General features: G+C 40.9%; 12 protein-coding genes. 7 read left to right on the top strand and 5 right to left on the bottom strand.

Annotated features, from left to right (window positions below):
• Window positions 1–37: 37 nt before the first annotated feature.
• Genes K348_RS0107800 through K348_RS0107770 form a run of 7 tightly spaced genes read left to right on the top strand, consistent with a single transcriptional unit; the run spans window position 38 to window position 7,947 of the window.
• A complete protein-coding gene (locus K348_RS0107800; protein WP_029904406.1) occupies window positions 38–1,009 on the top strand; it encodes a stage II sporulation protein M in 972 nt (323 codons plus the stop codon).
• The gene (locus K348_RS0107795) at window positions 987–1,868 is read left to right on the top strand and encodes a hypothetical protein (protein WP_029904405.1); all 882 of its coding nucleotides are present in this window, start codon (window positions 987–989) and stop codon (window positions 1,866–1,868) included. The genes K348_RS0107800 and K348_RS0107795 overlap by 23 nt, the downstream gene beginning before the upstream one ends.
• A 51-nt stretch (window positions 1,869–1,919) precedes the next feature.
• Window positions 1,920–2,621: a hypothetical protein gene (locus K348_RS0107790; protein ID WP_029904404.1), complete on the top strand. Its 702-nt coding sequence runs from the start codon at window positions 1,920–1,922 to the stop codon at window positions 2,619–2,621.
• A complete protein-coding gene (locus K348_RS0107785; RefSeq protein WP_029904403.1) occupies window positions 2,611–3,966 on the top strand; it encodes a DUF4350 domain-containing protein in 1,356 nt (451 codons plus the stop codon). Before K348_RS0107790 ends, K348_RS0107785 begins: the two co-directional genes overlap by 11 nt.
• An 11-nt stretch (window positions 3,967–3,977) precedes the next feature.
• Window positions 3,978–4,952, top strand: coding sequence for a MoxR family ATPase (locus tag K348_RS0107780; protein WP_029904402.1), 975 nt, complete (start codon window positions 3,978–3,980; stop codon window positions 4,950–4,952).
• Window positions 4,916–6,283: a DUF58 domain-containing protein gene (locus tag K348_RS0107775; protein WP_029904401.1), complete on the top strand. Its 1,368-nt coding sequence runs from the start codon at window positions 4,916–4,918 to the stop codon at window positions 6,281–6,283. The genes K348_RS0107780 and K348_RS0107775 overlap by 37 nt, the downstream gene beginning before the upstream one ends.
• A 47-nt stretch (window positions 6,284–6,330) precedes the next feature.
• Complete coding sequence (locus tag K348_RS0107770) at window positions 6,331–7,947, top strand: hypothetical protein (RefSeq protein WP_156032825.1); 1,617 nt, start codon at window positions 6,331–6,333, stop codon at window positions 7,945–7,947.
• A 64-nt stretch (window positions 7,948–8,011) separates the two neighbouring features.
• On the opposite strand, the gene K348_RS0107765 is transcribed toward K348_RS0107770, so the two are convergent.
• The 5 genes from K348_RS0107765 to rfbA form a co-directional block, all read right to left on the bottom strand.
• Window positions 8,012–10,300, bottom strand: coding sequence for an NADP-dependent malic enzyme (locus K348_RS0107765; RefSeq protein ID WP_029904399.1), 2,289 nt, complete (start codon window positions 10,298–10,300; stop codon window positions 8,012–8,014).
• Window positions 10,301–10,515: 215 nt separating this feature from the next.
• Entirely contained in the window at window positions 10,516–11,523 is a 1,008-nt protein-coding gene (locus tag K348_RS0107760; protein WP_029904398.1) for a S41 family peptidase, read from the bottom strand.
• A gap of 16 nt (window positions 11,524–11,539) precedes the next feature.
• Window positions 11,540–12,340, bottom strand: coding sequence for a glycoside hydrolase family 25 protein (locus K348_RS0107755; protein WP_029904397.1), 801 nt, complete (start codon window positions 12,338–12,340; stop codon window positions 11,540–11,542).
• A 9-nt stretch (window positions 12,341–12,349) separates the two neighbouring features.
• Complete coding sequence (rfbC, locus tag K348_RS0107750) at window positions 12,350–12,898, bottom strand: dTDP-4-dehydrorhamnose 3,5-epimerase (RefSeq protein WP_029904396.1); 549 nt, start codon at window positions 12,896–12,898, stop codon at window positions 12,350–12,352.
• A gap of 18 nt (window positions 12,899–12,916) precedes the next feature.
• Entirely contained in the window at window positions 12,917–13,780 is an 864-nt protein-coding gene (gene rfbA / locus K348_RS0107745; RefSeq protein ID WP_029904395.1) for a glucose-1-phosphate thymidylyltransferase RfbA, read from the bottom strand.
• Window positions 13,781–13,893 lie beyond the last annotated feature (113 nt).

Below are 13,893 nucleotides of genomic sequence, written 5' to 3'. Positions count from 1 at the left end.
ATTTGTGAGAATATTAAAAAAAGCGAACTATTGTTTGATGAGAGAAGCCGCATTTGTAAAGGAGAATAGAAATAAGTGGCAGCAGATCGACAGCCAGACCAGAGATAAGAATATTCCGGCTGAAACATTAGCAGACAACTTTGTAGAACTCACGGACGACCTTTCGTACGCAAGGACTTTCTATCCCAGATCGCAGACGGTAAGATACCTAAACCAGTTGGCCGGCAGGTATTTTATTAATATTTACCAATATCGCAAGAAAGATAACGGGCGCTTTTTCCGTTTCTGGAAAACCGAACTGCCTCTTATCATGTACCGCTACAGGAAAAATATGCTGTATGCATTTCTTGCTATGTTTGCAGGAGTATTACTGGGCATATTCTCGCTTCAGCAGGAGTCGAATTTTGCCAGTGTAGTGCTCGGTCAGGGATATGTGAATATGACTTTGGAGAATATTGAAAAAGGCGATCCGATGGCCGTATATAAGGACGATTCTAAAGCGCTGATGTTTTTCGGAATCGGAACCAACAATATAAGAGTAGCTTTCTATGCATTCATATTGGGAATACTTTGTTCGGTAGGTACAGTCTATGTATTGTTTTCGAACGGTGTGATGCTCGGCGTTTTTCAGTACTTTTTTTATACCAAAGGATTGCTGGGTGAATCTGCATCTATAATATGGCTTCACGGCACACTCGAAATATCGGCGATTATTATAGCAGGCGGCGCAGGACTGATTCTTGGCAACAGTATATTATTTCCCGGAAGCTATAAGCGTATCGATGCAGTGCAGCGGGCAGTGAAAGATGCCGTAAAGATAGTTGTAGGACTGATCCCCGTCTTTATCGTTGCCGCCTTTATCGAAAGTTATATTACGCGGCTTACGGAAATGCCGCTTTATCTTAAACTCACAATAATAGGCCTTTCCGCCTTATTTATTATATGGTATTTTATTATTTATCCTTATCTCGTAAATAGAAAAACGAATGCAACCGACAGAAAAAATTAAATTGTTCGGAAGCCGCGATTTCAGCGGTAATTTCGACATGTCAATCAAATTTATCAAACAAAATTTTGCTCCCATAGCCAGAGGAATTTCATATCTGATACCTGTGTTACTGGTAGCGGCATTTCTTATGCCAAACCTGTTCAAAATGTATTATACACTGGGTTCGAGCAGGTACAATCCGAATGTAGCAAATACCATTTTTGACGATTATTCAGTCTTTACCGTACTGGCTGCAGTAGGGGGTTATCTACTTATCATGCTTACCCTGTTTATTATGGGTGTGTATGTGATATCCTACATGGCGCTCTATGTAAAATCGGAAGACGGCGTAGTAGATAGTAAAGATGTATGGGCGAAAGTATCTAAAGTAGCTCTGCCTGCTTTCGGGGGAGCGATTCTCTTCGGGTTAGCTGTTATTATTGGCGGTATATTATGCTATATCCCGGGTATTATTGCCGGTGTATATCTCGGATTTTATCTTTATGCTTATATAAATGAAGATATTGGTATTATTGATTCTTTCCAGCGGAGTATGGATTTAGTCAAGAATAATTTTTGGGTGACATTAGGCTACTCTCTGGCTTTTTCATTTATTATCGGTATGGTCAGCATTGTATTTGTTGTACCTTTCTATGTGGGGCTGATAGGGAGTATGCTTCAGGTGGAAATTCTGTCCAGTGAAATATTTTTTATCATCTCAACAATGATTCTTTTTGTAGGATACATATTCATTTATTCAGCTTTTTATATGGCTATGGGTGTCATGTACTACAGTCATCGCAATAAGATTGAGGGTGTGGATATGGAAACCGAAATAGACAGCATCGGGTCAAACAATTATCCGAACAACTCTTATTAAATAATAGTGTCGGGCATAAAAAATATAACACTGGGCAAGAGCATTCTACTGATGCTCTTAACCTGTTTATATCTATACCTGCCTGCGCAAACAGCCGACTCGGTTCAGGTAGTTACTACCCCGATATCAGAACAGGCTGTTGACTTCCGCGTTCCCAAAGAAGAGAAACTACAAAAATATCAGGACGACCCGCGTTTTCAATACAAAAGGGTGGAGAAAACGCCATCGTGGTGGGATAAGCTCATGGGCTGGTTTGGCGAACTTTTTGCTACCTTGTTTGAAGGCATAGTGCGTTCGGGCGTACCGGGCTATGTGGTTATTATAGCTGTTATCGTTATCATCTGCCTTGTGGTTTTGAAGTTTATGGGTGTAGATTTCCGGACGGCATTCCGGAAAAAGAAAATGGACACGCCCGAAATCGATATTTACACGGAGAATGTTCATGAAATGGATTTCGATTCGCTGATAGCCGCAGCTATGAAGAATAAAGATTATCGCCTCGTAGTACGTTTTCTGTATCTGAAAAATCTGAAACTCTTATCGGATAAAGAGATCATAGAATGGAAAGCCAATAAAACCAACTACAGCTACCAGTACGAGATCGAAAATTCGAATATACGGTCGGGATTCTTGGAAACCACGCTCCTGTTCGACTATATATGGTACGGTGAGTTTATTCCTTCGGAATCTAACTTCCCGGCGATATACGGCAAAATGGATTCATTCTCAAAAATGATAGCCAATGAAAGATAAGAAGATGATAATACTGATCGTAGTGATCGTCCTCTTAGTTTTCGGACTGTCATTTGCCCGTTCGAGAGGCCCTAGACCTATCGACTGGTCTCCTACTTTTATCAATATCAAGACAGATCCTTACGGTACTTACATCACCTATCAGCTGTTGAGCGATATATTCGAAAAAAAGAAAATCCGTTCTACACGTATGCCGATATACAACAACCTGAAAAACAACGTCGGTGAATACCTGCTGTATGAAGAAGACAGTCCGACATATGACAGGGAATATTACGATACATATGAAGAATCTCCGGAAACGGATACAGAGTACACAGAAAGCGAACCGCAGACATCGGATATTATAGCAAATGAAGACTACGATCCGTCTGAATGGTACAATGAGCTGGACAATATTTCAGACACAACTTCATACCTTTTCATAAATTCCCGTTTCTCACTCGATAAACTGGATATGGAATATATGCTCGACTTTGTGGGATTAGGAAACAATGTCTTTATTTCTGCCGAAGTAATGGATCGGAAATTATTGGATACATTGAAGATAAAGACAAATATCCAATATTTCCAAACAGACACAGTATATACATTAAAAGATTATCAGACCGAAAGATACAGGTTTAAGAATGTACAGGGGCAAACAAAGTTCAATACCGACAGCTGCAAGCTTCCGGTAAGGGTGCTGGCTACAAATAAGAAGAATGATACTGTTTTCATCGATGTGAAATATGGTAAAGGACATATTTATTTACATTCGATTCCATCGGCTTTTGCCAATATAAACATGCTGCAGAACGAGAAATACGATTTCGGATTCCGTTGCCTTTCTTACCTGCCTCAAAACAGCAATATTATCTGGGACGAATACCAGAAACAGGGAATGATAGGCGAAGGCAGCGACCTGCAGGTAATACTTAATAATCCTGCATTGCGGACAGCATTGTATGTCATTCTTTGCGGATTCTTGCTCTTTATGCTATTCCGTTCCAAGAGGATACAAAGGGCCATACCAATCATAAACCCGCCTGTAAATTCATCTCTGGAGTTTTTAGGAACGATAAGCAATCTCTATTACAGGAAAAAGGATTTCAGTACGATATTGCAAAAACGGCATGCGTTTTTCCTCGATTACATCAGGAAAAGTTATTATATGTCGACCGAAAATATCGATAACGAATTTGTAAATGTACTCAGTGCAAAATCGGGAATGGATAAGGATAAACTCAGTGAATTATTCCTTGTCTACAAAGATTTATCCACACTGGCCTTTATAGAAATACAACCTTTCCTGAGGTATAATAATCTCTTGGAAGAATTTTACAGAACCGTGAAAAACAAATAAACATAACATATATGTCAGATTTAGAATTCCAGTCGAGAATAGATTTCTCCGAATTGAGCCAGAGCGTTCAGAGCATAAAGAGTGAAATAGGACGTGTTATTGTCGGCCAGCATCAGCTGATAGAACAGATGATTGTGGCTATTCTGGCAAACGGCCATGTCCTTGTAGAAGGTGTGCCCGGCGTGGCAAAAACCTTATCGGCAAAGCTACTCGCCAAGACAATCGATGTAGGATTCAGCCGTATACAGTTTACCCCCGACCTGATGCCTTCCGATGTATTGGGAACAAGTATTTTCTTGCCGGGAGCCGCTAAATTCGAATTCAAGAAAGGGCCGATATTTTCAAATATCGTCCTTATAGACGAAATAAACCGTTCGCCGGCCAAAACACAGGCAGCACTCTTCGAAGTAATGGAAGAACGGCAGGTAACAAACGACGGAACAACTTATAAAATGGATTATCCGTTCCTCGTGGTTGCTACGCAGAACCCTATCGAGCAGGAAGGCACTTACCGTCTGCCCGAAGCACAGCTTGACCGTTTTCTATTCAAGATTGTAGTGGACTATCCGAATATTGTCGATGAAATCGCCATACTCGACCGCCAGAATAAAGGCGAACTTACTGTCGACATAGGCATCAATCCTGTTCTTACAGCAGAGAAACTCAACCGTTTACGTCAGGCAGTGGAAAAAGTGCTGGTAGAACATCATCTGCTGGAATATATCGCACAAATAGTATCGGCTACGCGTCAAAGCCCTTGGATAACATTGGGTGCATCACCGCGTGCATCGTTGGCAATACTGAATGCATCGAAAGCATTGGCAGCAATCCGCGGACGTGATTTTATTACACCCGACGACATAAAAGAAATGGCCGTGCCTGTGCTTCGCCACAGGGTATTATTAACTCCTGAAAAAGAAATGGACGGTACATCTACCGATACGATTATATGGCAGCTGATAGACAAGGCGGAGGTTCCCCGATAATCCGGTTTTTTAAGAGCCTGTATCTTACAAACCTGTTTTTCATCACACTGGCTTTATGTGTGCTGGGATTCTTCGCATGCTTTATTTTCGATGAATACTATTACCTGATGCAGCTTGTGCTGGGTACCTACTTTGTATTCATTTTACTCGACATATTCACTGTATACAGGCAAAAGAAAGGCATAGTAGCAGCGCGTACTTGTCCCGACAGATTATCGAACGGCGACCCGAATACAATATCCATATCCGTTACCAACCGCTACCCTTTCCGGCTGAAATTAAAGATTGTAGAAGAAGTTCCTTTCCAGTTCCAGAAAAGAGATCTGTCATTCCGGTTTTCTCTTGGAATGGATAAGACCGAAGTACTTCACTACGATCTGCGCCCAACCGAACGCGGTGTATACCAATTCGGTGCATTGAATATTTATGCTGCCGGATTATTCGGCTTCGTTAGCAGACGGTATATTTTCGACAACCATAAAGATGTAGCTGTTTATCCGTCTTTCATCGAAATGCACAAATACGAATTGCTGGCTGCATCGCACCGTCTGACCGATTACGGCGTAAAGAAAATACGGAGGATAGGACACGCAACCGAATTTGACCATATAAAGCACTATACTATTGGTGACGACCCGCGCACGATCAATTACAAGGCTACAGCACGTATGAACCAGCTTATGGTGAATACTTATCAGGAAGAAAAATCGCAGCCTGTATATTGCCTTATCGATAAAGGACGTACCATGAAGATGCCTTTCAATGAATTGACATTACTCGATTATGCGATCAATTCGACATTAATGGTGTGTAGCACGGCGCTCAACAAAGGCGATAAAGCCGGGCTTATCACGTTCTCGAAAGGAATAGATGAAATACTTCCTGCCGATAAACACCGCCGCCAGCGCAACAAAATACTGGAAACGCTGTATGCACAAAAAACCGACTTCAAGGAATCGGACTACGAGCGCCTTTATGTAACCGTTCGCCGAAAACTGACGCAACGCAGCCTCATCATACTTTATACCAATTTCGAAACGGTAAACGGTATGCGCCGACAGCTGAAATATCTGAGCAGTCTGGCTAAAGACCACCTTGTACTGGTTGCTTTCTTCCTGAATTCCGAATTCAACGAGGTTTTGGATACCACACCGACAAACATTGAAGAAACATTCCGTAAAGGTATGGCCGAAAAGCTGTCATATGATAAGCAACTGATAGTAAAGGAACTGAACCGCCACGGAATTTATACTATCCTCTCAAAGCCGGAGAATCTGACGATAGACTCGATTAATAAATATCTGGAATTCAAGTCCAGAGGGCTGATTTAATTAGTTATGAGTTATAATTCTTAACTATCCACCATTACCTCACACATATGACTTACAAAACTAACTATCATCTACTCTTTGCTTACATTATATGCTTATGTATATTTGGGGGTTCCTGTAAGAAAAATCTACAGCAAACTACAAACATAGATGTTCACACTTATACACCTATCGCAGATAATTATCAATTGGATGACACCAATGAAGAAAATGAAAGTATTCGCAAAAAATCAATAATCCGTTTTTCCAAAGAATACAATTCATCAGTATTATGGAAGTATGATCTGAAAGTTGAAAAGGGCTCTTTTAGGACCATAAACGAATTATCCAATGGCAATCTGCTATTTATCGGTGAGGAAGGAGACGGTGACTACCAATACAAACCTCTTATTCTGATACAGGACAATCAGGGCAAAGAACTGCTAAAACAAAATATAAGTGTAACACCGAAAACAAAGTACGATTTATACAGGCCGGCTGTCATTACCGATAATAGAGGCGGTTTTATACTTTACCTGATGAAGGAGATGGATTATCTGAATAAATCCGTATATGAAGACCCTGAAGAAGTAAAGATGCGCAATAAACTAAAGACAAGGCAGATAGACAGATTTTCTTTTTCTGATAATTATGCTGAGAGTAGCTTACATGAAAAAAACCTAACCGAACTGTTGCTCGATCGTCTGTTAATAAAAGGCATTGTATCCATCGGCTCTATATCTTTGAAAAATGTTAACGACAAACTTTTTCTCATAGGTGATGTAAGACGTCTTCACGAAGAAGAAATTCCATTCATTGCCATGTTGAATAAAGATTTGGATTTAATATATCTGAATGAGTTTAATGAATATCCGCAAACCTCTATCAGCAGTATAAGTCCAGATAAGGATCATTACTATATAGAGGGAACTAAATCGGATGCCGCTGATGGAACCTATTACAGTACACACATACGATTTTCGGTTAATGAGAAATTACAAATAACAGCCGATTATTCCGACAAAGAACCTTATTACTCTTTTTATCGCGGACCTTCTGCACCTGATTATGACTATGATTCTGATTCTGACGAAGAAGAGGAAGAAAATGATGAAAGTGAAAGTATAGAACAGGAAGCGGGTGATGATTCCAAAAGTGGCGAGGAATATAATTGTGAAACAGAAGAGAATGATGAATCATTACCTGATGAAACCGAGTCATGGTCCAGTTATAATGTAATGTATGAGGACAAAGTTACCGATTGCTCTTATCTGATAAAAGAAAAAAAGATAAATTCAAACGAGGCTATATTTGAAAAGCTGAACCACTCAGATAGTACTGTCTTATGGCAGATAAAATTTGAATTCCCTAATAATTATGAGATACCATATATCAATAGTTCGGAAGGTTTTCTTCGTGCAAATGGAGATTTTGTATTTTTTCTCTTTATTCGCGACAAATCTGTAGAAAATAGTGTATTAAGCATGCTTATCTTTGTTTTCAATAAAGAAGGGAATCTCATCCAACAAATGGAAACGCCTGCTTATTTCGGATTAACAGGATTTGAAATGAAAGAATGCGGCAACAAACTTATTACATCTTTTACCTCATACGACGCAAAATACATTGGCGGTGAATGGACATATCCGCATACACTTCGCATTAAGGCATTCCCTTTCAATTGACAATTGATAATGGACAGTTGATAGCGATAGTTCTACATTGTCAACTATCAACTGTCCACTAATTCTAATCTTCTTCAAGCCCACCCTGACTAGCCATTGCATCTACTACAGCGACAGCCGTCAGATTTATAATATCGCGTACAGAACTTTCAATATCGGTAAAATGCACAGGCTTGCGCAATCCCATCTGTATAGGGCCGATGCTCTCGCCTGCTATACCGAGTTCTATCAGCAACTTACTTGAAATATTCGCAGAACTCAGGTTAGGAAATATAAGCGTATTCACATCTTTACCTTTCAATGAATTGAACGGAAATGTCTTATCCCTCAATTCCTTATTCATTGCAAAATTAAGCTGCATTTCGCCGTCGATATCATATTCCGGATAATTTTCATGGAAATATCTTATTGCATTCGAAATACTTTTCGGGCTACCGTTGTCATCAGCGCCATAATTCGAGAAGGACAACATTGCCATAACCGGCTCAGTTGCAAAATAGCGCACGGCATCATGCGTCAGCTTCACTATTTCAATCAGCACATCTTCATCCGGCCAACGGTTAATTAGCGTATCTGCAAGGAAATAAGGGCCCTTTTTTGTTTGCACGATATGCATAGCGCCGAAATGATTGAACTGAGGACGCAAGCCTATTACTTCGAGCGCTGTTTTGGCAAATTCGCGGTAATGGCTGTAAATACCCGTTATAACAGCATCGGCATCTCCGGTCTCTACCATCATCATTCCGAAATAGTTACGGTCGCTCATCTTTTCAAAAGCTTCCTGATAACGTATGCCTTCGCGCGATTTTTTATCGCTCAGCTTCCTTGCGTAACGGCTGCGGCGCTTATCTTCCGATATATTACGGTGATCTATAATTTCGATACCGTTCAGGTCTAGCCCGTTATCTCTTGCTATATTCCTGATACGGTCTTCGCTTCCCAATAATATAGGAATACAGATATTGTCTTTCTTGGAAAATATAGCGGCCTTAATCATATTGATATGGTTACCCTCACAGTAAACAACCCGTTTAGGATCGCTCTTAGCCAAACTGGTCAACCTATGAACCAGCTTATTGCTATATCCCAGATTTTCTACCAGTTTATCTTCGTACGATTCCCAGTCGGTTATCGGACGGCGTGCTACACCGCTATCCATAGCAGCTCTGGCAACAGCAGTAGATACCGTTGTCAATAACCGCGGATCAAGCGGTTTAGGTATAATATATTGCCTTCCGAAATAGAGACGTTTAATTTCATAGGCCGTATTTATCACATCCGGAACGGGCTCTTTTGCAAGGTCGGCAATAGCTTTTGCAGCAGCCATTTTCATTTCTTCGTTTATGCCCGTAGCCCTCACATCGAGTGCGCCGCGGAATATATAAGGAAATCCCAATACATTATTTACCTGATTCGGGTAATCGGAACGCCCTGTAGCAAATATAATATCCTCCCGCGAAGCCATTGCTTCATCATATGATATTTCGGGGTTAGGATTTGCCAAGGCGAAAACGATCGGATCGTGGTTCATCTTCCGTATCATTTCCTTAGTCAGTATATCGGCTTTGGATAAACCAAGAAATACGTCTGCTCCATCGAGTGCTTCGTCCAGGGTAGTTATATCACTGTCTATGGCAAAACATTTCTTTATATCATTCAAGTTATTCCGGCGGGTAGTAAGCACGCCTTTACTGTCGCACATAATGATGTTTTCCTTGCGGACGCCAAACTTCATATACAGTTTGGTGCAGGCTATCGCCGAAGCCCCTGCCCCATTTACCACCAGTTTTATATCGGCTATATTTTTTCCTGTTATATCCAAGGCATTCAGTAAGGCAGCAGCCGAAATGATAGCTGTTCCGTGCTGGTCGTCATGCATTACGGGTATATCGAGTTCTTCTTTTAGCCTACGCTCTATCTCGAAACATTCGGGCGCTTTTATATCTTCAAGATTGATACCACCGAAAGTAGGAGAAATCGCTTTAACAGTCTGGATAAATTTTTCGGGGTCTTTTTCGTCTATTTCGATATCAAAGACATCGATTCCACCGAAAATTTTAAACAATAATCCCTTGCCTTCCATGACAGGTTTTCCTGCAAGAGCACCGATATCTCCCAGTCCGAGTACGGCAGTACCGTTCGATATTACGGCAACAAGATTCCCTTTTGCGGTATAATCGTATGCTGTCTGAGCATCTTTTTCGATCTCAAGACACGGCTCGGCTACGCCGGGTGAATAAGCTAAGGATAAATCGGTTTGAGTACTGTGGGGTTTTGAAGGAACAACTTCAATTTTCCCCGGTCTGCCTGACGAGTGATACTTTAAAGCAGCCTCTCTTGTAACTTTAGGCATAATCTCCAGTTTTTATGAGTTTGACTAATCAGCTAGTGCTGTATATATTCCAAAGTTACGAAAAATGAATTGGATATAACCAAGATTAAATCCAACATTATGACACAAAATAACACTTTTAAACACAATTACACATCTAAAAAACATCATCAACAATGCTTTTAAACTTCATTAACATCAAAAAGTTAATAGAAAATAGATTTTATCAAAAATGTTTATTTTGAAGCCTTTAACACCTCGCGTGCTTTCTCAATCATTGTATCCAGCCCTTTTGCCATATCTTCTTCTGTCATATGCACTTCCATACCGGGATCGGGGTCGATACCGAATTCAGTATGATTCATCGAAGCATCGAGCATTGGAGAGGCCGAAAAACGTACCGACCAGCCATTCGGAAGCTCGGAAGTAAACGGCATACCGGAACCGCCTCCTGTACGGTCGCCCATTATAACGGCATTCGGCGCATAACGCATTGCATTGACAAAATCGTTGGCAGCACTGTAACATCTGCGGTTAGTAAGCACTATCACTTTCTTCTGATAACGCAGCCCTTCGGCTGGTTCGATATACATTTCATAGGGCTTGGAAAAGTCGTCATGCCCTTTTCCGGTTTTATGCAGCATATAGGCTACCAGCGTCTTATCATTGAAGAAATATGATGCCAGTTTTTCGCTGTTTGTCAACTTACCGCCTCCGTTATTCCTTACATCCACAATAACGCCGTCGCATACGGCCAGACGACTGAACACCTGAGAAAGGTTTCCGTCTCCTATCCCGCTCGAAAAGCTACCATAATAGACATATCCGATATTATCTTCAAGTACTTTGTATTTCAGTCCGCCTGAGATACTGTAATCCGTTCCAAGGTAATTATCCTGTATCTTGGTATCGAAATTATAAGGATAATCTTCATACCACTTCCAATAACGCGCCACATCGTGGGAAGCCACCAGATTTACATGCCCGTCTTTTACTTCTGCGAGCATCTCCCCTAATACTGTAAACAAGGCATCGTTACTCATATTTTCGCTGATACGAGCCGAATAACGTGTATGTACTTCGTTCCAGTCTACATCCTTATAGCTGAAAAAACAATAATGCTCATCCATTATTTTCCACAAGGCTTCGAAGTTGCCTTTGCGGGAATTTTCGAACTTCTCCTCACTGAAACAAGAAGTGAGAAGAATACTTAACGCAAAAAATATAACAGTTTTGTACTTCATTGTTTTATTTTGGCACTCAAGGTAATAATAATTCTTTAAAATCCTGAAATGAATAACGATAGTAATTCAAATCTATATGCCCTTCCACCGCCGGAAGTTCCCCTTTATGAGAGAACTGCCATATGCGCCAGTTCTTGATGTCATCGGACGGCTCGTTGTGCAGGTCGCACATCCAGATCAGGTTGTCGGGGAAATTCCCTTTTATATAGAGTTTGTAACAATCTTTGTTGGTATAGATAACGGGATTAACACCGAAATGTTCGTACAGTTCGTTCTCCAGTAACTTCAGTTCATCGATAACACCCTTTATGTAATCTTTATCCTTACTGTAGATGTTTGCAGGCGAATGTTCCACATCGATAGCCGGAATCATATCACCCGAACCGAACTTTGCTATTTTCAGGAAATGCTGCGCCTGTTCTTTTCCCGACAGACCGAAGGTATAAAAATGATAAGAACCTACTTTTATATTCGTTCCCCGTGCCAGTTGATAGTTATAGCGATAATTACGGTCTTCATGCGAAGTGCCTTCGGTTGCTTTCATGTAAGCAAAAGTAATACCCTGTTCGAGAACGCTTTCCCAGTTCAGTATAGGATTGTGATGTGATACATCTACGCCTTTTACAAAATACTTGCTCGATTCGAACGATTCGGCTTCTCCGAAACTATCTTTTATGACAAAAAAAGCGATAACTGACAGGCACACAGCAGCAGCTATTGAAAAAATCAGAATATACTTCTTTTTATCCGTTTTCTTCGATTTTCTTTTCCTGCCTGCCTTTCTGAGAACTCTTTTCTTTACCGTCTTTTTCGCCATCAATCTGATTTAATCGAACAGCACCGTTTCTGCAAATAATTTCCCGACTTTGTCTTTCTGCGATAAAATCAGTTCTTTTTCATCGATACCCCAATCGATACCGACTGTAGGGTCGTTCCAAAGTAAAGAAGCCTCATAAGCAGGAGCATATACATTATCTACCTTATATGAAAATATGGCTTCGGGGCTAAGGACAAGGAAACCGTGGGCAAATCCTCTCGGTATGAACAATTGCTTTTTATTTTCGTCACTCAGTTCCACTGCCAGATATTTACCGAAAGTCGGTGACGATTTCCGTAAATCTATTATGACATCCAATACGCTGCCCATAAGCGCTCTCACCAGTTTAGCCTGTGAGTATTCCCCTGTCTGGTAATGCATTCCGCGCAATACACCACGGGTCGATTTTGACTCGTTATCCTGAATAAACTTTACTCTTCCGATATGCTCCTCGAAAGCATCTTTTTTATACGATTCCATAAAATAGCCGCGTTCATCGATGAATATACGGGGCTCGATAATCCAGACGCCTTTAATTTCCTGCTCTGTAAATTTCATATATTAATTTAATTCTCTTTAATCCAAAAGGCTCAGTATATATCTGCCGTATGCCGTCTTGTCCAGCTTTTTGCCTAATGCCCGCAACTGTTCGTCGCTTATCCACTTATTTCGCCATGCGATTTCTTCTATACATGATATATAAAAGCCCTGCCTGTTCTGTATGGTTCCTACATAATTGCTTGCTTCGAGCAGGCTGTCGCAGTTGCCTGTATCGAGCCATGCAAAGCCGCGGCCAAAGAGTTGTACTTGTAATGTGCCTTCATTCAAGTAGCATTTGTTGAGGTCGGTAATTTCATATTCATTACGGGCTGAAGGTTTCAATACTTTTGCTTTTTCCGTAACCGTATTGTCATAAAAATACAATCCCGGTACGGCATAATTCGATTTCGGGTTTTCAGGCTTCTCTTCCAATGAGATTACCTTGCCGTTTTCATCGAATTCAACCACACCGTAGGCACGCGGGTCTTTTACAAAATAGCCGAATATGCAGGCTCCTTTCTGTATCGAAGCAGCTTCTTTCAGCATCCGTGAAAATCCCTGACCGTAAAACATATTATCGCCGAGAATCAGGCAAGCAGGCTCGCCATCCAGAAATTCTTCACCCAGAACGAAAGCCTGTGCTAGTCCGTTAGGCACTTCCTGTACAATATACTCGAACTTCATTCCCAATTCTTCTCCCGTACCCAGTAATTCCCTGAAGAGAGGTAAATCGCGTGGAGTGGAAATAACGAGTACTTCGCGTATTCCGGCAAGCATCAGAGTAGATAATGGATAGTAGATCATCGGCTTATCATAAACAGGCATTATCTGTTTCGATATAGCTTTTGATAAGGGGTAAAGTCGTGTGGCACTGCCTCCTGCGAGGATAATTCCTTTCATCTTAGTCAGTTTTGTTTAGTAACTGTTTAAATTTTAACGAAATCATTTCTTTTGTAACTATTTATTTTTTCTTTGGCATTCCCTTTTGGTTCTTTTAAGCATCTTTTTCACTT

The organism is Prevotella sp. 10(H) (assembly GCF_000711235.1).
In the GTDB taxonomy this organism is placed as follows: Bacteria; Bacteroidota; Bacteroidia; order Bacteroidales; family Dysgonomonadaceae; genus Dysgonomonas.
This window is presented reverse-complemented; position numbering and strand designations above follow the sequence as displayed.

Coding starts and splice junctions, on each gene's coding strand:
- K348_RS0107795 (WP_029904405.1), top strand. CDS start 987: ATGCAACCGACAGAAAAAATTAAATTGTTCGGAAGCCGCGATTTCAGC.
- K348_RS0107755 (WP_029904397.1), bottom strand. CDS start 12,340: ATGGCGAAAAAGACGGTAAAGAAAAGAGTTCTCAGAAAGGCAGGCAGG.
- K348_RS0107780 (WP_029904402.1), top strand. CDS start 3,978: ATGTCAGATTTAGAATTCCAGTCGAGAATAGATTTCTCCGAATTGAGC.
- K348_RS0107760 (WP_029904398.1), bottom strand. CDS start 11,523: ATGAAGTACAAAACTGTTATATTTTTTGCGTTAAGTATTCTTCTCACT.
- K348_RS0107790 (WP_029904404.1), top strand. CDS start 1,920: ATGCTCTTAACCTGTTTATATCTATACCTGCCTGCGCAAACAGCCGAC.
- K348_RS0107775 (WP_029904401.1), top strand. CDS start 4,916: ATGGCAGCTGATAGACAAGGCGGAGGTTCCCCGATAATCCGGTTTTTT.
- K348_RS0107785 (WP_029904403.1), top strand. CDS start 2,611: ATGAAAGATAAGAAGATGATAATACTGATCGTAGTGATCGTCCTCTTA.
- K348_RS0107770 (WP_156032825.1), top strand. CDS start 6,331: ATGACTTACAAAACTAACTATCATCTACTCTTTGCTTACATTATATGC.
- K348_RS0107800 (WP_029904406.1), top strand. CDS start 38: ATGAGAGAAGCCGCATTTGTAAAGGAGAATAGAAATAAGTGGCAGCAG.
- K348_RS0107765 (WP_029904399.1), bottom strand. CDS start 10,300: ATGCCTAAAGTTACAAGAGAGGCTGCTTTAAAGTATCACTCGTCAGGC.
- rfbC (WP_029904396.1), bottom strand. CDS start 12,898: ATGAAATTTACAGAGCAGGAAATTAAAGGCGTCTGGATTATCGAGCCC.
- rfbA (WP_029904395.1), bottom strand. CDS start 13,780: ATGAAAGGAATTATCCTCGCAGGAGGCAGTGCCACACGACTTTACCCC.